Genomic DNA, 22649 nt, shown 5'->3' with positions numbered 1-22649 from the left:
AATGGCTACTTCTTGACCACGGGCAGACCGTCGGCCTGCCACTGCGTCATGCCGCCCTTGAGCTTGAGCACTCGAGAGTAACCGGCCTTGGAGAGTTTGGCCACGGCCGCCCCGGCGGCCTGGCCGTGCTTGCAGACCACGATGATCGGCTTCTCCTTGACCTTCTCGAGTTCGTTCATGCGCTCATCGAGGCGACTCTGAGGAATATTGCGGGCACCAGCGATATGGCCAGACTTGAAGTCACCCGACTCCCGGGTGTCCAGCACCACCGCATCCTCGCGGTTGATCAGCTGGGTCGCCTCACCGGAGGTTACGCCACTGGCGGCACTGTTACGCGCCTCATAGAGGATCCAGGCGGTCAGTACCAGGAGGAAGGCGCCCACCAGCAGCGGGTGGTTCTGCACGAATTCAAACAGCTGATCGATCATGGGTACGAATAACTCTCGTCTCGGTGCTCGTGAATAACACGTAAATAAACAGGGGCGCTGGGGCGCGCCCGGGCGCCTAGTATACACGAGGTCGGCGCCGACGAATCAGGCCGCCCCGGAGGTACCGCCGCAGCCTCTGGCCGCGGGGAGCCATGACGCACGATGCCGCCTGCGATATGATGCCGCAAGACACTTCCTACCGCGACCCCGAACGCCCCGCATCGCCCTCTGGACCTGGGTATCGGCATGCACGAGAGGCCCCAGCCGCCCGGGCCGGGTCGCGCCTTTCACGCTTCGAGGACATTCGCCATGACCGCCAACGCCCCGCGCCCCGTCGCCCTGATCATCCTCGATGGCTACGGCCACAATCCCGACCCGGCCAACAACGCCGTGGAAGCCGCCGATACCCCGGTCATGGACCGCCTGTGGGCCGAGCATCCCCACACCCTGATCCATACCGATGGCCGCCATGTCGGACTCCCCGATGGCCAGATGGGCAATTCCGAGGTGGGCCACATGAATCTCGGCGCGGGCCGGGTCGTCTACCAGGACTTCACACGCATCACCAAGGCCATCGAGGAGGGCGACCTGGATAGCATCGAGGTCCTCACCGCGCCCATCGACGCGGCCGTGACCGCGGGGCGTGCGGTCCATCTGCTGGGCCTGCTCTCGCCGGGGGGGGTGCACAGCCACGAGGAGCATATCCTCGCCGCCGCCGAGCTGGCGGCCCGTCGTGGCGCCACACGCATCTTCGTGCACGCCTTCCTGGATGGCCGCGATATGCCGCCCCAGAGCGCCCAGGCCTCCATCGAGCGCACCAATGCGCGTCTCGCCGAGCTGGTCGGCGCCGACAAAGGCTTCGTGGCCTCGATCATCGGCCGCTACTTCGCCATGGATCGTGACAACCGCTGGGAGCGCGTCGAAAAGGCCTATCGTCTGCTCACCGAGGGCGAAGGCGAGTACGTCGCCGCCAGCGCCGAGGCGGGCCTGAGCGCCGCCTACGAGCGCGGCGAGACCGACGAGTTCGTGGCCGCCACCAGCGTACGCCCGGCCGGGGAAGTGGTCACCCTCGAGACGGGCGATGCCGCCCTGTTCATGAACTTCCGTGCCGACCGCGCCCGGGAACTGACCCGGGCCTTCGTCGACGAGAGCTTCGAGGGCTTCGAGCGCCGTGTACATCCGCGACTCGCCGCCGAGGGCCTGGTGACCCTGACCCGCTACGCCGCCGAGATCCCCGCGCCGGCGGCCTTCCCGCCGGTGGATCTTCACAACACCCTCGGCGAGGTAGTCGAGAGCCGTGGCCTGACCCAGCTGCGCATCGCCGAGACCGAGAAGTACCCCCATGTCACCTTCTTCTTCTCCGGCGGTCGCGAGGCCGAGTACCGTGGCGAGGAGCGTATCCTGGTGCCCTCTCCCCGGGACGTGAAGACCTATGACGAGAAGCCCGAGATGAGCGCCCACGAGGTCACCGACCGTCTGGTGGAAGCGATCGACTCCGGCCGCTTCGACCTGATCGTATGCAACTACGCCAATGGCGACATGGTCGGTCACACCGGTGACTTCGATGCCGCGGTCAAGGCCATCGAGACCGTCGATGGCTGTGTAGGCCGTGTGGTGGAGGCGATCCAGCGCGCCGGCGGTGCCTGCCTGGTCACCGCCGACCACGGCAATGCCGAACAGATGATCAATCCCGAGACCGGCGCCCCCCAGACCGCCCATACCACCTTCCAGGTGCCGCTGATCTATGTCGGCGAGCGCCCGGCTCGATTCCGCGACGACGGCAGCCTGTGCGATATCGCCCCGACCCTGCTGGCGATGATGAAGCAGCCTGCCCCCGAGGAGATGAGTGGACGCGTCCTGCTCGAGCTTGAATGAGCGACAGGATGTTCAGGAGCGTCACCCTCCCAGGCACCCTGTTGCTGACGCTGCTCCTGGCTGGGCCGCTGGCGGCCCAGCCCAGCGAGGAGGCGGTACGGGAGCGCCTCGACGCCATCGGCGAGGCCATCGAGGAGGCCGATCGGCGCCTGGCATCCACCCGCCAGGCCCGCAACGCGGCGGCTCGCCAGCTGGAGGAGATCGAGACCTCGCTGGCCACCACCCATCGTCGCCTCGATGAACTCCAGGCCGAGCGACGCGAGCTGGGCACCGAGATGGAAACCCTGCAGTCGCGCCGCGACGAACTCGACGCCGAGCGGAGCGCCCAGCTCGAGGCCATCCATGCCCAGCTCGATGCACTCTATCGACTGGGCCATTCGCCCCAGCTGAAGCTGCTGCTCAATCAGGACGATCCGGCACGGCTGGACCGGCTGCAGCACTACCTGAACCATCTGGCCCGCGCCCGACGCGCCCGTCTCGACGAGCTCGCACGCCTCGACACGGCACTGGCCGAGACCCGAGGTGAGCTCGAAACCCGCGGTGACCGCCTCGATGCCCTCGCCGCCGAACTCGCCACCCGCAGCGCCGAGCTGGCCGAACAGATGCACGAACGCTCGAACCTGGTCGCGGAGCTGGAGAGCCGCCACAGCGGCGAGGCCGCCCGGCTCGCCTCCCTGGAGCAGGACCGCGAGCGCGCCGAGCAGGTACTGCGCGACGTTCAGGAGCAGCTGGCCCGCCTGCAGCGCCCGCCCCCCTCCACCGCCATCGAACGCACCCGCGGTGAGCTCCCCTGGCCGGCCCAGGGCAGCATCGCCTCGCGCTTCGGCGCCGGCGAGGCCGTCCATCGCAACGGCATTCTGATCCTGGCCGCCGAGGGCAGCCCGGTACGCGCCGTGCATGCCGGCCGGGTGGTCTTCGCCGACTGGCTGCGCGGCTTCGGCAACCTGCTGATCATCGACCACGGTGATGGCGTGATGACGCTACACGCCCACCTGCAGCACTTTATCGCCCAGGTCGGCCGTCCGGTCTCGCGGGGCGAGACGATCGGCGCCGTGGGCAGGAGCGGGGGCCATCGCCGCCCGGCACTCTATTTCGAGGTGCGTCGCGCCGGCACCCCCATCGACCCCCAGACATGGATCGCCCGCCGCTGAACGCCGCTTTCCATGCAGGCCGGCGGCGGGCTATGCTGGTCGCTCACCGTTCCGGAACAGCGGAGTTCGCATGACCCCAGCGCTTCCCCTGCCGGGCAGGCTCTCTCGCTCCTGCTCGCCTCGACGCCTGCTGGCCAGGCTGCTGCCCCTGGCCCTGCTGACGCTACCGCTGACGGCGACCGCCCAGGTCGCCGATGATGAGCTGCCAATCGCCGAGATTCAGACCTTCGCCGAGGTGTTCGAGCGCATCAAGCGCGCCTATGTGGAGGAGGTCGATGACGCCAGCCTGCTGCGCAACGCCATGCGTGGCATGCTCAGCGAGCTCGACCCACACTCCTCCTATCTCGATCGCGAGGCCTTCCAGAGCCTGCGCGAGTCGACCCAGGGGGAGTTCGGCGGTATCGGTATCGAGGTCGGCATGGAGGATGGCCAGCTGACGGTGATCACGCCCATCGACGACACCCCCGCCTCGCGGGCCGGCCTGCAGGCACGCGACCAGATCCTGCGCATCGACGACACGCCTACCGAGGGCCTGTCGCTTCAGGAGGCGGTCGAACTGATGCGCGGTGATCCAGGCAGCGAGATCGAGCTGACCATCCTGCGCCAGGGCGAAAGCTCGCCACGCCGCATCCCGCTGACACGCGAGAATATCCGCACCGAGAGCGTGAAGAGCGAGCTGCTGACTACTGGCTTCGGCTATCTGCGCATCAGCCAGTTCCAGACCCGTACCGGCGAGCAGGTGAGCGAACACATCCGCCAGCTGACGCGCGACGGAGAACTGGACGGGCTGGTGCTCGACCTGCGCAACAACCCCGGCGGGGTCCTGCAGGCCGCCGTCGCGGTGGCCGACGCCTTCCTGGAAGAGGGGCTGATCGTCTACACCGAGGGGCGCCTGCCGGATACCGAGATGCGCTTCTCGGCAAACGCCACAACGGCGGCTCCCGACGTTCCGCTGGTCGTGCTGATCAACGGCGGCAGCGCCTCGGCGGCGGAGATCGTCGCCGGCGCCCTTCAGGACCAGAAGCGTGGCGTGGTGATGGGCACCGAGAGCTTCGGCAAGGGGTCGGTCCAGCAGATCATGCCGCTGGGCAACGGCGAGGGGCTCAAGCTCACCACCGCGCTCTACTTCACACCCGGTGGGCGCTCCATCCAGGCCAAGGGCATCGAACCCGACGTCAGGGTGGTGCGCGGACGCGTGGAGGTCACCGAGAACGGCCGCGGGGTTCGCGAGGCCGACCTGGAGGGCCATCTCGGCGCACAGGAGGCCCCGCGGGAGAAGACCGAGCGGAGCGAGCGGCTACGCGAGGATTACCAGCTCAGCGAGGCCCTTAACCTGCTCAAGGCCCTCAACGTGGTCCGCCAGCGCGACCGCTGAGCCAGGCGGTTCAGCGGCAGCTGACAGGCAGGCGACCGCGCTGGCCGGTGGCCTGCTGCAGCAACAATCGCTTGAGCGGAACGAGGCGATCCACGCTACCCATCCCCAGATTGCGCCCCAGGGTCAGCGCCGGATGGCGTGCCCCGAACAGCAGTCGAAAGCCATCCATCAGCGCCAGCATGCCGGCGTTATCACCACGCCGCCGCCGCGCATAGCGCGCCAGGATCCGCTCATCCCCCAGCCGCATGCCTCGTCGACGAGCCGCCAGCAGCTCCTCGGCCAGCACCGCGGCATCCATCAGGCCGAGGTTCACTCCCTGGCCGGCAAGGGGGTGAATGCCATGGGCGGCATCACCCACCAGGGCAAAACCGGGCAGGGTATAGCGCTTGGCATGGCGCTGTACCAGCGGGAAGCCGGTCGCCTCGTCGAGAACCGTTACCACGCCCAGTCGATGACCGATGGCCGCCGCCAGTGCTTCCCCCAACTCATCACGCGGGAGTCCCGCCAGGCGTTCGGCCTCCGCGGGAGAGGTAGACCAGACGATGGAACAGTGATGCTCCCGCTCCTCTACCGCCAGGGGCAGGAAGGCCAGCGGGCCCGTCGGCAGGAAGGTCTGCCGCGCCACCTCGCCGTGGGGCCTCTCGACACGCACCGTGGTCACCAGGCCGACATGTCCGGTCTCACGCTCACTGAGCGCAATGCCCGCCATGTCGCGTAGCGGGGAGCGGACACCGTCCGCGGCCACCACCAGGGGAGCGCTCAGCCGGCGACCATCGGCCAGCACGATCCACCGCCCCTCGCCACCGCCTTCCAGCCCCTCGACCCGTGCGCCCAGGCAGAGGCGTACCGAGGGCAGCGCCTCCAGCCGTCGCTCCAGCGCCGCCAGGGTGACATCGTTCTCGACGATATGTCCGAGTACCGGCATGCCGGCCTGATCCGCGGAGAAGTTGACCTCACCGCTCCCTTCGGCGTCCCAGACCTGCATATAGCGGTAGGGGCTGATGCGTCGTGACGCCATCCATGCCCAGGCGCCCACCCCCTCCAGCAGCCGCTGCGAGACCGGTGTCAGCGCGCTGACCCGGCGCGCCGGCTGCCCTCGCCCCACGGCCTCGGCATCCAGCAGCGCGGGCCTGGCATCCACCAGGGCCACCTCGACCCCGGCCTCGCCGAGCAGCACCGCCAAGGCGGCCCCCACCATGCCTCCGCCAACGATCACCACCTCATGGCGGTCATTGGCCGAGCGACTCGCTACACCATCTCCCGTGACACTCATGTCTTCGCCTCTTCTCGACTCTTCACATTCCTCGTCGGCGCGACTCATCGCTCCAGTCCCATGGCGCGGCGAGCCAGCGCACGCCTCAGGGGGCCGGCGAGGTTGAGACCGACCAGACCGGCGGCTCGGGCATGACCCAGCAACCGGCTGTCGATGCCGAACAACCGTATCAGCCCGTCACTGAAGCGGGTCACGCTGTGGCGGTCGCCAGCACGGCGGGCCTCGAAGGCCTCCAGCACCTCGGTATCACCGACCGAGCGACCGTGTGCCAGCCCCGCCTCCAGCGACGCCACCAGATCCATCACCCCACGCAGTGCCAGGTTGAAGCCCTGACCGGCCACCGGATGCAGGGAGTGGGCCGCATTCCCCATCACCGCCAGTCCGGGCCGCGTGGTCTCGCGCGCGGTCACCAGGCTCAGCGGATAGGCATGACGGCTGCCCACACGCCGGAAGCGCCCCGCCCGATCACCGAAGGCCGTCTGCAGTTCGGCCAGGAAGTCACCCTGCGAAAGGCTCAGGCGTCGCCGCTCGTCTCCCGCGACATGGGTCCACACCAGCTCCATGGTCTGGCCCTGGAGCGGCAGCAGGGCAATGGGGCCTTCGCGCGTAAAGCGCTCCCAGGCGACACCCTGATGAAAGCGGCTCACCTCGACACTGGCGATCAACGCCACCTGATCATAGGAACGCACGTCGCTGGCGATTCCCAGGCGCTCCTTGAGGCCCGAGCGCCCGCCATCGGCCAGCACCGTGAGCCGTGCCTGCAAATTGGTGCCGGAGGCGAGTCCCAGGTGATAGCCCTTCGCCGTCGGCTCGATCGTCTCGACGCGATCCGGGCAGTGCCAGGCCAGCGGCAGTCCGGTGAGATGCTGATGCAGGACGCGACCCAGCCAGGCGTTGGGCACCACATGGCCCAGTGCCTCGACCCCTAGCTCTTGGGCATCGAGGCGGGTGGCCCCGAAGTGGCCTCGTTCGCTGACATGGATGCGGCGAATGGCGGTGGCCTGCTCGGCTATCGTCGGCCACACCCCCATCTCGGTGAAGTGCAGGGCGGCGCCGAGGGAGATCGCACTGGCACGGGCATCGAAGCTGGGCTGCCAGGGTGCCGCGGCCAGATCGAGGATGGGCGACGCCTCGATCACCGCAACCGAGAGGCCGTGACGCTCGATCAGCGGCATCAACGCACAGGCCAGGCTGGCACCCACCAGACCGCCACCCACGATGGCGATATCCACCGCTTCTGTTGTCGGGAGTGTCATTTCGAGACTCATCGCGCCACCTCAGACCAGCGATTCATAATGTAATTTACATAACTCGAGAAAAATCATGATTTATGTCGCACACCCTTTAGCCATCAGTGTCTCTATGTCCGCAACTGACTTGGGAACGGAAGCGGTCAACACCCGATGGCCTTCGTCGGTCACCACGACATCATCCTCGATGCGTATCCCGATGCCGCGGAAGGTGTCGGGAATGTCGTCGTCATCGGGCACGTAGAGCCCCGGCTCCACGGTGAGTACCATGCCCGGCACCAGCGGCCGGGGCTGGCCATCACGACGGTAGGCGCCCACATCGTGGACATCGAGACCCAGCCAGTGCGAGGTGGAGTGGAGGTAGAAACGCCGGTAGCTCTTATCATCGATACGTGCCTGGACACTGCCCTCGAGCAGCCCCAACCGGATCAGGCCGGCGGTAAGCCCGCGCACCACCTCGGCATGAATCGCCGCCAGGGTCGTGCCGGGGCGCACCGCGTCCACCGCGCGCTCCTGAGCCTCGAGCACTACCTCATAGAGGGCCCGCTGGGCGTCACTGAAGCGGCCATTGACCGGGAAGGTGCGAGTGATGTCACCAGCATAGAGGTCGAACTCGGCGCCAGCATCGACCAATACCAGGTCACCCTCCTCGAGGAGGGCGCGATTCTCGATGTAGTGCAGCACACAGGCATTGGCGCCACCACCGACGATGGTGGCATAGGCCGGACCACTACCCCCCTGCCAGCGGAACTCGTGCTCCAGCTCCGCCTGCAGCTGATACTCTGCCACCCTAGGACGTACCGCACGCATGGCACGCACATGGCCACGCGCCGAGATCTCGGCGGCGTGGTGCAGCAGGGCAAGCTCCGCCTGACTCTTGATCAGTCGCGCCTCGTGAAGCAGCGGGGCCACATCGGCAATGGCCTCGGGAGGACACACCCCCTGAGGCTGGCGAGCCATCAGGTCCGCGCGAATCTCCTCGGCCAGTCCCCGCGCCTCGGCGCTGTCCAGCGCCAGATAGAGCGTGCGCCGCCCATCGAGCAGTGCCGCCAGGCGCTCGCTGCGCTCGGCATTCTCGAAGGCCTGGTCGACACCATGCTCGCGAATGGCTCCCTCGGCCCCCAGACGGATACCGGTCCAGGCCTCCAGCGCCGGGTCGCGATCCTGGCAGAACAGCACGCTCTCCCCTTCGGCCCGCCCCGACAGTAGCAGCAGCAGGGCGCCGGGCTCGGGGAAGCCGGTGAGATAATGGAAGTCGCTGTCCTGGCGAAAGGGGAACTCGCTGTCACGCGAGCGAGTAACCAGAGAGGCGCCAGGCAGCAGCACGGCGGCATCGCCAGGCAGTGCCGCCATCAACGCCTGGCGACGCTGACGATACTCGGCGTTGGCAATGGGTGCCGGGCGCGACAAGGTCTCGGGCAACGTCTCGGACAACATGACAGCTCCTTGGCGGCGATGGGGCGCGATGGACAGCTCAGTGACGCGTGGAGGATTCGGCATCCTCGACCTGAGGCTTGCCCGGGTGCTGTTCGGTATAGAGCAGCATGGCGGCCATGCGGACATGCTCCACCAGGGCAAAGAGATCATTCTCGTTTTCGGCACTCTCCTCGAGGTCGGCCGGCATGGCGGCGATCCCCTCCAGGTCCTCCAGCGCTTCGCGTAGCGCCGTTGACCATCTCTCGCGCGGCTCCTCCCCGGCATCCTGGACGACCTCCAGAAAGCCCTGGATCCACTCCTTGAGTCCGCGGGCACGCTCGGCCAGGGAGAAGAGCTCATCGGGCAGAAGTGGTTCATAACCGAGCTCGTTGCCAGAGAGAGCCTCCAGGGTCTGGCGTCGCCAGGCCAGGAAGCGCTCCGCGGATGGCTCGTCGCGCGGCTGCTCGACGCCAAGCACCTCACACACCTCCGCAAGCCAGACGGCAGGGTCGATATCGTGCATGGCAAGTCGGGCGCACAGTCGTCCGTCGCTGAAGGCCGGCGACTGCATGCTGCCGTGAAGCAGGAACAGGTCGGCGATAGTGGAGAAATCCTGGCGTTCATCGATCAGTGACATGGGAGCTCCATGGTAGCGGGGTGTGCAGAAGAGGGTCGGCATTCGGCACCGTGCGTTGACCCCTCGAGAAGGGCTCTCTTATAGTGACGGGCCATGCGGTACTGACTGGATGTTAACGCATCGGCCCCCAGGGACGCGCGGCCAGCGTGACCTGCGGGGTCGAGCCGGAGCCCCCCGATGAGTGATGCGACACGGCCGACCGCCGAAATTACCCTCCTGGGACGTAGCTACGTCATTGCCTGCCCCCCCGAGGAAGAAGCCAAGCTGGAGCGTGCGGCCCGTTACCTGGATCGCGCGATGACCGGCATCCACTCCCAGAACAACCTGCTGGGCAACGAGCGCATCGCCGTCATGGCGGCACTCAACATCACCCATGAGCTGCTGGAGGCCCTGGAGAGTCAGCGTGAAGGGGAGCGCAGCCTGGATGCCCTGAGCGAACGCCTGGAGCGTGCGCTGACCGACACCAAGCCGCGCTGAGCCTCGCACCGGGAATCCATTGGCCGCTCCCCACCGGCTCTGGTACGATGAGGTTGTTCCCTGGGGTGTTTGCCAGTCGTTATCGTCCCTCGAGCCTATGCGCAGTACCCAGGGGGCCAAATGCTAGCCGGACCCGTGTGCATGTCCGTGCGTCGGAAAGCCTGACGGTTCGGCTGCGGCCACCCACCTTGAACCAATGGGTTCAAGGGCCAGAACGACAGCGGCACTCTGGGGAACCTCGTCAACATGACCCATCTCATGCCGACACCCGCCGCACCTCTTTCCTTGACCAGCTTCAACGGCTCGCGTCGTGAACTGCGTCAACAGCTGCGTCGACGTCGCCGCGCCCTGAGCGCCGAGCAGCGCCGACTGGCCAGCGAACGTCTGTGTCGCCGGCTGCGACGCCTGCCCGAAGTACAGCGTGCCCGCCGTGTGGCGCTCTACCTGCCCAACGACGGCGAGATCGACCCCACTCCGCTGATCGACTGGCTACGGCAGCGTAGCGCTCGTGTCTACATGCCGGTCCTCAAGCCCCTCTCACACAACCGACTGTGGTTCGTGCACTACCATGCGAACACACCCATGGTCCGAAATCGCTTTGGCATTGCCGAGCCCGCCACCCGCCATGGGGCTCACCGTGCGCGGCGAATGGCCGCCTGGGCCCTCGATTTGATCCTGCTGCCACTGGTGGGCTTCGATGATGCCGGTCAGCGCATGGGCATGGGGGGCGGCTTCTACGACCGCACCCTGGCCTTCACCCGCCGACCCGGCCCACGCCCGCGGTTGATCGGCCTGGCCCATGACTGCCAGCGGGTCGACTCACTGCCGGTGGCCTCGTGGGACGTTCCACTCGACGCCATCGCAAGCGACGCCCGACTGGTACGCCCCTGATACATCCGCCTGGAAACGTTAACGGGCCGACGCCTCTCGGCATCGGCCCGTTGACACTCTGGCGGGGCTCGACAGCTCGTGATCAGTTGCCGACCAGCGCCTGGGCATAGCCGGTTGCCACGACGCCAATACCGAACAACAGCACCAGGGCCCTGACCACATCGGGCTTGCGCTTCATCTTTGACTCCGGGTAGCAGGATTTAAACGTCGGCGACTATAAGCTGACGCAACCATCAAGACAACCGCCCTGACTCAACGTTCAACTTATGAAACTTCCGCCTGGCGAGGAACACTGGGCGAGTCAGCGCTCACTTCCTCCCAGTACGCCTCCTCAAGCCATGAAGAGCCGATAAGCGGCGTTGTCGGACTCCTTCCAGTAGCGGTAGCCAATGGCGTCGAAATACTCCTCGACATGGGAGCGATCGCCATTGGGCACCTGCATGCCCACCAGCACCCGGCCGTAGGCGGCACCGTGATTCCGGTAATGAAACAGCGAGATATTCCAGTCATGGGGCAGGTGAGTGAGGAAATTCATCAGCGCTCCCGGACGCTCCGGAAACTCGAATCGGTAGACCTCCTCATCGAACTGCTGCTTGGGCCGTCCGCCCCCCAGATGGCGAATATGGAGCTTTGCCAGCTCGTTATCGGTGAGGTCCTCCACCGCATAACCGGCATCGCGAAGCCTGTCGATCACCGCCTGACGATCCTCTCCGCCGGGCTTCACCTGCACGCCGACGAAGATATGCGCATGCTCCGGATCCGCATAGCGGTAGTTGAACTCGGTGACCATGCGTTTGCCGATGGTCTTGCAGAACTTCTTGAAGCTCCCCGGCCGCTCGGAGATGGTGACGGCCAGGATCGCCTCCCGCTGCTCACCGAGCTCGGTGCGTTCGGCGATATGCTGGAGGCGGTCGAAGTTGGTATTGGCACCGGAGTTGATGCACAGCAGCGTCTGCCCCTCGACGCCGGTCTGCTGAATATACTTCTTGAGTCCCGCCAGGGAGAGCGCGCCGGACGTCTCGGAGACCGCTCGAGTCTCCTCGAAGATGTCCTTGACCGCCGCACACATCTCGTCGGTATTGACGGTGATCACCTCGTCGACCAGGTCGCGGGCGATATCGAAGGGCACCTTGCCGACCTGGGCCACGGCCACCCCCTCGGCAAACACCCCCACCTGATCTAGGGTAACCCGCTTGCCCGCCTCGAGTGCCGCCTTGAAGCAGGCACTATCCTCGGCCTCGACGCCGATCACCTTGATATCCGGACGCAGATACTTGACGTAGGCGGCCACGCCGGCGATCAGGCCGCCGCCGCCCACCGGAACGAAGATCGCGTCCAACGCACCCGCTTGCTGGCGCAGGATCTCCACCGCGATGGTGCCCTGTCCCGCCACCACATCGATATCGTCGAAGGGCGGGATATAGGTATAACCATGCTCCTCGATCAACGACTGGGCATGTTCGGCCGCCTCGGAAAAGGCATCCCCCTTGAGTACCACCTTGGCCCCGCGGGCACGCACCGCCTGCACCTTGATATCGGGCGTGATACGCGGCATCACGATGGTCGCCTTGACGCCCATCTGCTTCGCCGCCATCGCCAGGCCCTGAGCATGGTTGCCGGCCGAGGCCGCGATCACGCCCTTGGCCTTCTGCTCCTCGCTGAGCAGGGCCATCTTGTTGTAGGCGCCGCGAATCTTGAAGGAGTAAACCGGCTGCAGGTCCTCACGCTTGATCAGAATGGTGTTGTTGAAGCGACGGGAGAGAAAGGGGGCCGGCGAGATGGGAGTTTCCCGAGCGGCTTCATAGACCCGGGCCTGGAGAATCTTCTTGACGGTAGCTTCGAGCATCCTGGTATCCAGCGGCGTGACGCGTGAGGGCGCAGCATGAATGCTGCGCTGCGAGGAACCCTTATTGGTAGCATTTTCGCGGGCCCAGCGTCCAGCATTGACCATCGGCAGACAGTGGCGATTGGCCTATAATATCGCCCCTTTCTCGCCGACCCCCTCAGGAGAACGCCCCATGAACCAGGATGAGCTCAAGGAAGCCGTCGCGGCGGCCGCCATCGATGAGGTGCGCCCCCACCTGCATCGCGACACCGTGCTCGGTATCGGCACCGGCTCCACCGCCAACCGCTTCATCGACCGCCTGGCCGAACTGCGTCACGACTTTGCCGGTGCCGTGGCCAGCTCCGAAGCCAGCGCCGAGCGACTGCGCACCCATGGCATCGAGGTATTCGAGCTCAACTCCGTGGGCACGGTGCCCTTCTATATCGACGGCGCTGACGAAGTCAACGCTCACTTACATATGATCAAGGGCGGTGGCGCGGCGCTGACTCGCGAGAAGGTCGTGGCCGCCTGTGCCGAGACATTTGTGTGCATCGTCGACGCCTCCAAGCGGGTCGAGCGCCTGGGTGCCTTTCCGCTGCCGGTGGAGGTGATTCCCATGGCCCGCTCCTACGTGGCCCGGGAACTCGTCAAGCTGGGTGCCGACCCGGTCTATCGGGAGGGGGTGGTCACCGATAATGGCAACCAGATCGTCGACTGCTACGATTTCATGATCGACGACCCGCAGGCCATGGAGGCACGCATCAACGCCATCGTGGGGGTGGTCACCAATGGTCTGTTCGCGGCCCGCGGTGCCGATGTGCTGCTGCTGGGAACCGCCCAGGGTGTGGAACGCCTCTCCCCCGCCTGACAGGTCTCGGGGCGAAGTGAGCACTCACTTCGCCGGTAGTAGTTTATCCAACCCCTTCAGGGTCTTTGCCAGGGCCCCACGGTTGGCGGTCACCACATCGCGCCCCGCTTCACCGAGTCGGCGGCGCTCGGCCGGGTCGGCAAAGAGCGCGATCAGCGCCTCGGCAAGCGCCTCTTCATCGGGCGTCTCCACCAGGGCATCGGCGCCGCGCAGGGCCTCTGCCACATCCATGAAGTTGGCCAGCTCGGGGCCGGTAAGCACCGGTATGCCGAGGGCCGCAGGCTCGAGCAGATTGTGACCACCCACCGGCACCAGGCTTCCGCCGACAAAGGCCAGGTCCGCCGCGCCATAGAGCACGGTGAGCTCCCCCATGGTGTCGGCCAGATAGACCGAGGTAGCCTGCCCGGGCCATTCGCCTCGAGAGCGCCGAGCCGGCACCTGGCCGTGGGACTCGCACAGGCTCGCCACCTCATCGAAGCGCTGCGGATGGCGCGGCACCAGTACCAGCAGGGCCTCGGGAGTGTGCTCCCGCAGCAGAGCGTGAGCGGCCAGCAGACGCGACTCCTCGCCCGCGTGGGTAGAGCCAGCCACCCAGACCCGGGGCCGCCCCAGCAGCTGACGCAAGCGCTCACTTACCTGACGAGCACCGTCCTCAAGGACGATATCGAACTTCAGCGAGCCCACCACGGTGGTACGCCGCGGCGCCATGCCGAGCTCGGCAAAGCGTGCGGCGTCTTCACTGGACTTGGCGGCCAGCCAGTCGACACAGCCCAGCGCCTCACGCATCAACGGACGCAGCCGCCGATAGCCTTCCAGGGCGCGTGCAGAGAGTCGGCCATTGACCACCGCCACCGGGATCTCGCGATGGCGGCAGGCGTGAAGCAGGTTGGGCCACAGCTCGGTTTCGAAGAACAGCGCCAGCTCGGGCCGCAGGCGCTCGACGAAGCGCGACGCGGCGCGCGGGAAGTCCAGGGGCACGAAGTGATGACTCAGCCGTCCATCCTGCCGCCCCTCGGCCAGCGCACGGACGCGCTCGGCACCGGTGGCGGTCATGGTAGTCACGGTCAGGGAATGGCCGGGATAGCGTGAGAGAAGCTCTTCGATCAACGGCCTGGCCGCCTGCACCTCCCCCACGGAGGCGCAGTGCAGCCACAGCATGCGCGTGTCGGAAGGCGTCTCTGGAATGCGCCCCAGCCGCAACGATCGGGGGTCAGTGAGTCCATGCTCACGGCGCAGACGCCGCCATAGCAGGGGGGCCGCCAGATGCAGCGCCGCGGAGTAGGCCTGCCGGGGCCAGCCCATCAGCTCTCGCGGTCGAGGATGGTGGAGATCATCGCCGTGGTGGAGACGCCATCCTCGAAGCCCAGCACTCGCACCTCACCTCCGGCGTCACGCACGGCCTGGCCGCCGGCGATCTGATCGGGGCGGTAGTCGCCACCCTTGACCAGCACATCGGGCAGCACCGCCTCGATCAGTCGCTGTGGAGTCTCCTCGCCAAAGGAGACGACCCAGTCCACGGCACCCAGGCCGGCAAGCACCTGCATGCGACGCGCCAGGGGGTTGATGGGCCGCTTGGGGCCCTTGAGGCGCGCGATGGAGGCGTCATCGTTGACCGCCACGACCAGCCGATCACCGAGCCGGCGGGCCTGCTCCAGATAGGCCACATGGCCGGCATGAAGGATGTCGAAGCAGCCGTTGGTCATCACGACCCTTTCGCCACGCGCCTGGGCGGCACGCACCGCGTCGATCAGCGTCGGCTCCTCGATCACTCCGAACTCGGCCAGCTTGTCGCCATGCAGGGCGGTGTAGAGCTCGGCGATGGAGAGGGTCGCGGTTCCCGGCTTTGCCACCACCAGGCCGGCGGCCAGATTGGCCAGGGTCATCGCCTCGGGGAAACCATGCCCGGCGGCCAGGGCGAGGCCCAGCACGCCGATCACGGTATCGCCGGCACCGGTGACGTCATAGACCTCTCGCGCCCGAGTGGGCAGGTGAAGCGGGTCGTGCCCCTCACGAATCAGGGTGATCCCCTTCTCGCTGCGGGTGATAAGCAGCGCCTCCAGTTCGAGCTCGGCACGCAGGGCCTCGCCTCGCTCGGCCAGTTCGGCATCGTCACGGCAGTGACCCACCACCGCCTCGAACTCCGCCAGGTTGGGGGTGATGACGCTGGCGCCACGATAGCGCGAGAAATCACGCCCCTTGGGATCCACCAGCACCCGCTTGCCACTGGCCCGCACCAGGCGGATCAGCTCCTCGACGCGGTTGAGCGTCCCCTTGCCGTAGTCGGAGAGGATCACCAGATCACAGTCCGGCAACGCCGCCTCCACCCGCTCCAGCAGCCCGGAGGTGTCCGCCTCCCCCAGCCCCTCCTCGAAGTCGAGGCGGATCAACTGCTGGTTGCGGCTCATCACCCGAAGCTTGGTGATCGTTGGCACACCCGGGCTGCGCTGGAAGTGAGTGCTCACTCCGGCATCTTCCAGGCGACTCACCAGGCGGTCGGCGTTATCGTCATCACCCACCAGGCCGGAGAGCGCGGCATGGGCGCCCAGGGAGGAGATATTGAGTGCCACGTTGGCGGCGCCCCCGGGGCGGTCTTCGCTCTCCTCGACACGCACCACCGGCACCGGCGCCTCGGGCGAAATACGCGAGGTACCGCCGTGCCAGTAGCGGTCGAGCATGACATCCCCCACCACCAGTAGACGGGAGTGCTCCAGGGCGGTCAGATCAAGTCTCATCGTCGGCAAGCGTCCTTTCCGTGGAGTGGTCAGCGGCATACTGCAGTGCTGCCTCGAGGCGTTCGATCACATCATCGGCGCGAATCAGCGACATGGCATCGGGATGCCGCACTCGCTGGCCCCAAGGTAGATCCTCGACCTCCTTGTGCAGGTAGGTGCGCACCGCCTGAGGGTAGCGATTGACCACGAAGTCGCGCCAGCGGTAGGGCGCGGCACGATCGGGATTGGTGGTGGCATAGAGCCCCACCGTCGGCGTATTCAGCGCGTTGGCCATATGCACGGGGCCCGAGTCCGGAGCGATGACGGCTTCGGCGGCATCGATCAGCGCCAGCAGCCCCTTGAGTGAGGTGTTGCCGATGGCATCGATCACCGCCTCGGCCGGGCAGAGGGCCTGGATACGCTCCCCTACCTCCCGCTCCTGAGTGCTGCCCCCTCCAGTCAGCACGGTGCGCAGACCATGCTGTTCCCAGGCGTGCTGGACCACGGCGGCATACCCCTCGGCAGACCAGTTGCGGAAGTTGCGCAGCCGTGGGTTGGCGCACGGGCTCATCAGCAGATAACGGGTATCGCCGGTAAGGGAGCGCGCCTCGTCGTGGGCCGCCGGGGGAATCGCCAGATTCCACTCGAGACTCGGCTCTTCGATCCCCATCAGTCGGGCGAAGTCGAGAAAGGACTCGAGCACATGGGCGCGTGGATGAGGCGCAAGCTGACGGTGGGTGAACCAGTGTTGAGCATCCTTGGCGCGGGCCTTGTCGTAGCCCACTCGCACGTCGGCCTTGAGCCCAAGTGACAACACGCTGGCTCGCAGGGCCTGCTGCATATGCAGCAGCACATCGAAGCGGGTATCGGAGAGCTCGCGCCACAGGGCGCGCATGCCTGCCAGGCCGCTGGCCTTGTCATAGACCACGAACTCGACCCCGGAGAGGCCCGCCAGTAGACTGTGCTCGGCCTTGCCGACGATCCAGGTAATGCGTGCCTCGGGCCACTGGCGCTGCAGGGCGCGAACCGTCGGCACCAGATTACAGACATCGCCCAGGGCGGAGAGTCGCAGCACGCCGATATGGCGGGGTTGGGCGGGCAGAGGATGCTTCATGCGCTTGGCAACATTGAGAACGGGAAAGTCCTACATTCTATATGATAAGGACAGTCTATGTGACGCCGACCAGGCGCCACAAATCGGCCCGTCAACCTTCGATCCCGACTGGTGGCAGGCGCAAGGCCGGGTCACCGGCCAGGCCCCGGGTCGCGGTGCCAGCCTTTTTCTGAATGCCGGTACCGGCGAAGAGTGGGTACTGCGCCCCTACCGCCGCGGCGGCATGGTGGCACGCCTCAGTGATGCCCGTTATCTATGGACCGGAGTGGAGCGCACCCGCGCCTTTCGCGAAATGCGCCTCACCGCCGACCTGCTTGCCCGTGACCTGCCGGTTCCGCGACCGGTCGCCGCCAGCGTCACCCGCCATGGTCTGACCTATGAGGCCGCGCTACTCACCGTGCGCATTCCCGGCGCCCGCGCCCTGGCCAACCTGCTGGAAAATGGTGAAGCCGATGACGAGCTACTGCAACGGGTCGGTGCCACCATCCGCCGCTTCCACGATACAGGCCTCGACCATGTCGACCTCAATGCCCGCAACCTGCTGGTGGATAACAGTGGCAAGGTGTGGCTGATCGACCTGGATCGTTGTCGACTGCGCCGGGATGGTGACTGGAAGGGCAGAAACCTCGAGCGGCTGGAGCGCTCACTAGACAAATTGACCAATTCTGTAACAGCAAGAAACACTGTCAAACAGGTCTCCGAAGGGTATACCGAAGGTTACAGTGCCTGACACCCCTGAGTGGCTGCAAAGTGCGGCTTAACCGTTTTAGCCATGAATCTGGCCCACTTTCGCTGAATCTTGCGTCGACCAAGCCAAGGCACATAGTCTGGCAAAGGGATGAGTTCCGAAGCGCCGAGACCGTCAATCAACATAACGTCAGTGGTATTTGAGCGCTCGATCACTAGCAGGTTACTCATCACCAGATCACAGGGCACTACATTGTATGCCAATAAATAGCACTTAAGCGCATCGAGACCGGCCCAGAAGCGGCGGGCTTGCTCCGGTGTCAGCTGTTTGGTCAGATAGCCTGCCACGCTGGGTGGTACCTCGGCACTCTCGTCCAGCACTAACTGCTGCTCGATTCCAATCACTTCATCATCCTTCACTACCCCGAAGAACTCAGGAATGTATGTGAAGGGAACTTTCCTACGCTTCAAGAGCCGGAAATATCGAAGTTCTCGATGAGTCTGCTTGGCCTTTTCTCTCATGCTGAGTTTAATACAGCGCGCTGAATTATTCGGGTGCAGATAGCAGATACGTTCATCTCCCCGACCAATGATTTTCCAATTCCTTACGTCTGGCATTGAGCCGCCTTCTTTTGCTGGTATACGTCAAGAATGCATCGGTAATTCTGGGCCATGATTTCTTCTACATCGAGGGACAATGCCAACTTTCGGCAGCGACTTTTCAGCTCAGCATCACCTTTACGCCTGGTCCAGTGAGACATAGCGTCGGTGAGTGCCCTAATGTCATCTGGGCGATTGATGATCGTTGCCACATCTGACGTTACCACTTCTTTAGCGCCACACTTTTTGGTAGTTATAACTGGCGTGCCACAGGAAAGTGCCTCAAGTACGGTAAAGCCAAATGGTTCATAATACGCAGGCAGCACGTAGCAGTCGGCGAGGGAAAAATATCGTTCGGGTGAAGGCTGCTCACCCAGGAAACGGCATTTATCTGCTATGCCGAGACGCTGTGAGAGCTCCTGATACTGAGCCTGCCGAGAGTCACGCCCAACCACCAGCAAGATGGCTTCCTGGTCGAGCCGAGAGAAGGCTTCCAGCGTTGGCTCCAGCCCCTTACGACGATAACCGGTACCCAAAAACAGAAAAACAGGAACTTGATCATCCAATCCTAATTCTCGGGAAAGAGCACTAACATCATCACTGAGCCGTGTGCGGTCAAAACGATGAGTGTCGACAAAGTTATGAATCACAGAACGTCGCTCAGCAGGTACATTGTACGCTTCGGCAATCTCATGATCGCTTTGCCGAGAATTTGATACCACATGATAAAAGGCGCCAGGCGCCATGGCCCGGGCCTCAATTCGCGCAGCCACCCTATCCTTCCACCGCCACTGACGCTTCGGCTTCGAGGCAAGATGGTGATGGACAGTGCCACCACCGATGCGCAGCAGGTCATGAGTCCAAGTCTTTCCCAGTCCGTAGACCAGGTCATAGTCGGCTGTCTTAACGTGACGTTCTACCGCCTCAGCAAAGCGCCACATACGCTGGGCTTTTCCGATACTGAACGGGCGTAGGCGAACAAACCGAATGGCCGGATGTGCAGGTGCCACATGGGAGCGACAGATGATTGTAACGTCTTCACCACGCTCTGCCAGGTAGCGTGACAGCTCATTGAGAAAGCGCTCAGTACCGCCGGAGGCAGCGTGGCGCATATGTACTAGGGCTATTTTCACTGGCACGGCCTCATGGGTCGGCGCGTTCATATATCTCGAACACGACGCTTCATATATTTCCAGAACACACCGTTTGCATTAGCCACGGCGATCACCAAACCACGCCAGCCATCGAGAAAACCTCGCTTCAAAAGATAGGTGCGCAAGAAAGCAAACATGGACTTTAATAAAATTACCGCTACAGGATATACCCGCAACGCGTCCGATTTAGCACGAATATCCGAATAACGATTTATCTTATCCAAAAACTGGCCAAGTTCGGTGACAGCCAGATGCTCAAGGCAACCGTCTAAACGAACGACCGAAGTGGATTTAGCAACCTTCACTGACTCGTGCACCATGGCATCATTGAAGTTATGCCGCTGGCGATGAAAGACACGTACCAGCCAGTCATTACCCCAGCCCGAATAGTGCACGGGCTTACCCAATAGCCAGTTTTCACGCCGCACCTCGACCACCTGGTCCGCATCTGCGGTGGGCAGCCAGCCGTCCAGCGCCTCAAGCCAGCGACTGGTGGGGGCCTCGTCGGCGTCCAACGAGACAATCCACTCATTGCGAGCGAGCGACACGGCATGGCGCTTGGTCGGGCCAAAGCCAAGAAAGTCGCCTTGGTGAAGCGATACGTTGGCGTAGCGACGAGCAATTTCGAGAGTCCCATCGATAGAGCCATTGTCGTAAACTACCACCTCCCCCAGAGCTTCGAGCGAGTCCAGGGTGCGGCCCAGGGTTGCCGATGCATTGCGCGTGATGATCACGGCGCTTAGCTCAGAGAGCATATGAAAACCACCCTGCCAGAATAGACATCGGATGCTACTATAGCCGTCATTATACTCACAAACTTTCAACGAGGCGGCTTTGCACATCATCCATGCCAATCTGGCCCGGGGGTTTCGCGGCGGCGAGCGGCAAACAGTGCTGCTGATCCAGGCGCTGGCCAACAAGGCAGAGATATCATCCCAGACGCTAGTGTGCCGGCCCGATTCGCCTCTGCGCGCAGAGCTGGCCACAACCCACGGTCTGCGATTTGTCAGTGCTCGCCACCAGTTGGCCGGACACTGGCAAGCCGAGCGCACCACATTGATCCATGCCCATGACGCCAAGGCTGTACATTGGGCCTGGCTACACCATCGACTGTTTGGCACTCCCTACCTGATTACCCGTCGTGTGGATACGCCAGTCAAAGACAAACTCAGCAACAGAGTTTTTTACCGTGAGGCGCATCGCTGCGTAGCGTTATCCCGGATTATTGCCGAGAATATCCAGCCGCTAAGCCCGCATCCGGTGGCACGAATTCCCAGCGCCTTTACTCCATTAGTCTCAGATCCCGACATAGCGCGCGCTTTCCGTGCACGCTATCCCGGTCGATTCCTGGTTGGCCACGCTGGCGCCCTGGTGGATCGACACAAGGGGCAGCGTGTCCTGATCGACGCCGCTCGACGACTACAGCACTCACAGCCGGACATGCTGTTCGTGTTTTTTGGCCAAGGTGAGGATGAGGTCAAACTAAAGCAAGAAAGCGCCAAACTGGACAATGTAATCTGGGCCGGCTTCAAGTCCGACATTGGCAACTATCTTCCGGCATTGGATATTTTTGCCTTTCCTTCTCGTAACGAAGGGCTAGGATCAGTATTGCTGGACGCCATGCGGGCAGAAGTGCCAGTGGTAGCTAGCCAGACGGGCGGCATCCCAGACATTGTTCACCACGAAGAAACGGGACTCTTGTTTCCCCCAGGTGACGGTAAAACACTAGCCGATCATCTAATCAAGCTACGAGACACGACGCTACGCCAGTCGCTTGTGAAAAAAGCCACTCAGGGCCTGGACATGTACACACCGGAGGCCATGGCCAACGCCTACATGGCACTTTATTCTCCACTTTCCTCATCCCATACTGCTTAGGGCCTATCTTTCATGGTAAGCGGAAAAAATGCCTACCGGGCGCACAAATTAATGTTTTATACCTGTGGCCTGCTGGCTGCCCTACCACCCAGAAGCTTATTTCGGCATCGGCGCGATGCGTTGATGGCCACGTTTGATGCTCTACCTATAACTAACCAAGAAGCGATTATAGCAAGGGTAACTTACTACAATAAGATTGACACCCCAACGACACTCTCTAATAACGCAGTTAATAATCAAGACTTTTCTCTAAGTTTAAAAAAATCCACCTATCATATCGACTTTTATAATGTAGCAAAGTATTTTCCCACTAACGTAATGTATCACTATCGCTTTGGTGACAAGACCTTCGTCCCTGATGTACCTACATTCGTAAAGAGCCGTCCCATTCGCGGTAAAAATTGTAACTCGGTACTCCTTAAACTTGACAGCGTTCGCCACTTCTACAAAGTTAAGGATACCTATGACTACGGTGCTAAGAAGGACACTCTGGTATGGCGGGGTGCGGCACATCAGCTCCATCGGCAACATTTTCTGGAAAAGTGTCATAACTTGCCACGCTGCGATGTTGGCGCTACAGATGATAAAAACGTAACGGCCGCATATCGAAAGCCGTTCATGACAATCGAACAGCAACTTAAACATAAATTTATCTTTAGCATCGAAGGAAACGACGTTGCCACTAACTTGAAGTGGATAATGGCATCCAATTCATTATGCTTCATGAGGCGCCCTATATATGAAACCTGGTTTATGGAAGGCACATTAATTCCTGGCTACCACTATGTGGAAGTAAGTGACGATTTCTCTGATCTAGAGGAAAAAATCGACTACTACCTATCCCATCCTAAAGAAGCCGAAGCAATCATTAAAAATGCCAACCGATATATTTCAGAGTTTTTTCACCCTCAGCAAGAAATGCTTGCTTCTCTACAAGTTTTTGAACGATATCTAATACAAACTCAACAGTCCGTATAGTGCAAGGAATTCGAAAAAAGAGCACGATATTCAATGCAGTACAGAAAAGAAATTGGGGTCT

Annotated in this window: 21 protein-coding genes and 1 other RNA gene; 10 read left to right on the top strand and 12 right to left on the bottom strand. The window is 63.4% G+C overall.

Annotated elements, in window-relative coordinates; genetic code table 11:
* Positions 1–5: 5 nt before the first annotated feature.
* A complete protein-coding gene (locus E0702_RS10250) occupies positions 6–428 on the bottom strand; it encodes a rhodanese-like domain-containing protein (protein WP_132043478.1) in 423 nt (140 codons plus the stop codon).
* A 309-nt stretch (positions 429–737) separates the two neighbouring features.
* Here E0702_RS10250 and gpmI point away from each other — a divergent pair, with 309 nt between their 5' ends.
* From gpmI to E0702_RS10235, 3 genes are all read left to right on the top strand, one after another.
* Complete coding sequence (gene gpmI / locus E0702_RS10245) at positions 738–2303, top strand: 2,3-bisphosphoglycerate-independent phosphoglycerate mutase (RefSeq protein ID WP_132043476.1); 1566 nt, start codon at positions 738–740, stop codon at positions 2301–2303.
* Positions 2300–3454, top strand: a complete 1155-nt coding sequence (locus E0702_RS10240; protein ID WP_240721716.1) for a murein hydrolase activator EnvC family protein — start codon at positions 2300–2302, stop codon at positions 3452–3454. Before gpmI ends, E0702_RS10240 begins: the two co-directional genes overlap by 4 nt.
* Before the next feature lie 70 nt (positions 3455–3524).
* The gene (locus E0702_RS10235; RefSeq protein WP_132043474.1) at positions 3525–4829 is read left to right on the top strand and encodes a S41 family peptidase; all 1305 of its coding nucleotides are present in this window, start codon (positions 3525–3527) and stop codon (positions 4827–4829) included.
* Positions 4830–4839: 10 nt separating this feature from the next.
* On the opposite strand, the gene E0702_RS10230 is transcribed toward E0702_RS10235, so the two are convergent.
* From E0702_RS10230 to E0702_RS10215, 4 genes are all read right to left on the bottom strand, one after another.
* Positions 4840–6102 carry a UbiH/UbiF/VisC/COQ6 family ubiquinone biosynthesis hydroxylase gene (locus tag E0702_RS10230; protein ID WP_132043472.1) on the bottom strand — a complete coding sequence of 421 codons (1263 nt, stop codon included), beginning with the start codon at positions 6100–6102 and terminating at the stop codon, positions 4840–4842.
* A gap of 44 nt (positions 6103–6146) precedes the next feature.
* Positions 6147–7358 carry a 2-octaprenyl-6-methoxyphenyl hydroxylase gene (ubiH, locus tag E0702_RS10225; RefSeq protein ID WP_132043470.1) on the bottom strand — a complete coding sequence of 404 codons (1212 nt, stop codon included), beginning with the start codon at positions 7356–7358 and terminating at the stop codon, positions 6147–6149.
* A 72-nt stretch (positions 7359–7430) separates the two neighbouring features.
* The gene (gene pepP, locus E0702_RS10220; protein WP_132043468.1) at positions 7431–8789 is read right to left on the bottom strand and encodes a Xaa-Pro aminopeptidase; all 1359 of its coding nucleotides are present in this window, start codon (positions 8787–8789) and stop codon (positions 7431–7433) included.
* Positions 8790–8826: 37 nt separating this feature from the next.
* Positions 8827–9405 carry a UPF0149 family protein gene (locus E0702_RS10215; RefSeq protein WP_132043466.1) on the bottom strand — a complete coding sequence of 193 codons (579 nt, stop codon included), beginning with the start codon at positions 9403–9405 and terminating at the stop codon, positions 8827–8829.
* A gap of 177 nt (positions 9406–9582) precedes the next feature.
* On the opposite strand from E0702_RS10215, the gene E0702_RS10210 reads away from it, so the two are divergent.
* The 3 genes from E0702_RS10210 (at position 9583) to E0702_RS10200 (ending at position 10773) form a co-directional block, all read left to right on the top strand.
* Positions 9583–9882, top strand: a complete 300-nt coding sequence (locus E0702_RS10210; protein WP_132043464.1) for a cell division protein ZapA — start codon at positions 9583–9585, stop codon at positions 9880–9882.
* A gap of 54 nt (positions 9883–9936) precedes the next feature.
* Positions 9937–10121: non-coding RNA, 6S RNA (ssrS, locus tag E0702_RS10205), on the top strand.
* A gap of 7 nt (positions 10122–10128) precedes the next feature.
* On the top strand, positions 10129–10773 hold the full coding sequence (locus E0702_RS10200; RefSeq protein WP_165927513.1) for a 5-formyltetrahydrofolate cyclo-ligase: 645 nt from the start codon (positions 10129–10131) through the stop codon (positions 10771–10773).
* 331 nt (positions 10774–11104) lie between these two features.
* On the opposite strand, the gene ilvA is transcribed toward E0702_RS10200, so the two are convergent.
* Positions 11105–12724 carry a threonine ammonia-lyase, biosynthetic gene (gene ilvA / locus E0702_RS10195; RefSeq protein ID WP_132043462.1) on the bottom strand — a complete coding sequence of 540 codons (1620 nt, stop codon included), beginning with the start codon at positions 12722–12724 and terminating at the stop codon, positions 11105–11107.
* Positions 12725–12791: 67 nt separating this feature from the next.
* On the opposite strand from ilvA, the gene rpiA reads away from it, so the two are divergent.
* The gene (rpiA, locus tag E0702_RS10190) at positions 12792–13466 is read left to right on the top strand and encodes a ribose-5-phosphate isomerase RpiA (protein ID WP_132043460.1); all 675 of its coding nucleotides are present in this window, start codon (positions 12792–12794) and stop codon (positions 13464–13466) included.
* Positions 13467–13490: 24 nt separating this feature from the next.
* Here the strand turns inward: rpiA and waaA are convergent, their stop codons facing one another.
* The 3 genes from waaA to E0702_RS10175 are packed head-to-tail and all read right to left on the bottom strand — an operon-like array spanning position 13491 to position 17291.
* The gene (gene waaA, locus E0702_RS10185; protein ID WP_132043458.1) at positions 13491–14768 is read right to left on the bottom strand and encodes a lipid IV(A) 3-deoxy-D-manno-octulosonic acid transferase; all 1278 of its coding nucleotides are present in this window, start codon (positions 14766–14768) and stop codon (positions 13491–13493) included.
* Positions 14768–16198 carry a bifunctional D-glycero-beta-D-manno-heptose-7-phosphate kinase/D-glycero-beta-D-manno-heptose 1-phosphate adenylyltransferase HldE gene (gene hldE, locus E0702_RS10180; protein WP_132043456.1) on the bottom strand — a complete coding sequence of 477 codons (1431 nt, stop codon included), beginning with the start codon at positions 16196–16198 and terminating at the stop codon, positions 14768–14770. Before hldE ends, waaA begins: the two co-directional genes overlap by 1 nt.
* Positions 16188–17291: a glycosyltransferase family 9 protein gene (locus tag E0702_RS10175; protein ID WP_132043454.1), complete on the bottom strand. Its 1104-nt coding sequence runs from the start codon at positions 17289–17291 to the stop codon at positions 16188–16190. Before E0702_RS10175 ends, hldE begins: the two co-directional genes overlap by 11 nt.
* On the opposite strand from E0702_RS10175, the gene E0702_RS10170 reads away from it, so the two are divergent.
* Positions 17290–18021 (top strand): 3-deoxy-D-manno-octulosonic acid kinase, encoded by a 732-nt coding sequence (locus E0702_RS10170; RefSeq protein ID WP_132043452.1) that lies wholly within the window; start codon positions 17290–17292, stop codon positions 18019–18021. The two genes, E0702_RS10175 and E0702_RS10170, sit on opposite strands and share 2 nt — an antisense overlap.
* Here E0702_RS10170 and E0702_RS10165 read toward each other — a convergent pair.
* From E0702_RS10165 to E0702_RS10155, 3 genes are read right to left on the bottom strand one after another with little or no spacing between them, the layout of a single operon-like run.
* Positions 18009–18596: a YrbL family protein gene (locus E0702_RS10165; RefSeq protein WP_132043450.1), complete on the bottom strand. Its 588-nt coding sequence runs from the start codon at positions 18594–18596 to the stop codon at positions 18009–18011. The genes E0702_RS10170 and E0702_RS10165 overlap by 13 nt on opposite strands.
* Complete coding sequence (locus E0702_RS10160) at positions 18584–19741, bottom strand: glycosyltransferase family 4 protein (protein WP_240721715.1); 1158 nt, start codon at positions 19739–19741, stop codon at positions 18584–18586. The genes E0702_RS10165 and E0702_RS10160 overlap by 13 nt, the downstream gene beginning before the upstream one ends.
* Positions 19738–20487 (bottom strand): glycosyltransferase family 2 protein, encoded by a 750-nt coding sequence (locus tag E0702_RS10155; RefSeq protein ID WP_132043448.1) that lies wholly within the window; start codon positions 20485–20487, stop codon positions 19738–19740. Before E0702_RS10155 ends, E0702_RS10160 begins: the two co-directional genes overlap by 4 nt.
* Before the next feature lie 79 nt (positions 20488–20566).
* Here E0702_RS10155 and E0702_RS10150 point away from each other — a divergent pair, with 79 nt between their 5' ends.
* Positions 20567–21610, top strand: a complete 1044-nt coding sequence (locus E0702_RS10150) for a glycosyltransferase family 4 protein (protein ID WP_132043446.1) — start codon at positions 20567–20569, stop codon at positions 21608–21610.
* 123 nt (positions 21611–21733) lie between these two features.
* A complete protein-coding gene (locus E0702_RS10145) occupies positions 21734–22588 on the top strand; it encodes a glycosyl transferase family 90 (protein WP_240721714.1) in 855 nt (284 codons plus the stop codon).
* Positions 22589–22649: the final 61 nt, after the last annotated feature.

This window comes from Halomonas marinisediminis (assembly GCF_004347715.1).
GTDB lineage: Bacteria > Pseudomonadota > Gammaproteobacteria > Pseudomonadales > Halomonadaceae > Halomonas > Halomonas icarae.
Note: the sequence above shows the minus strand (reverse complement) of the source record. Positions and strands in the feature narration are given on the sequence as shown.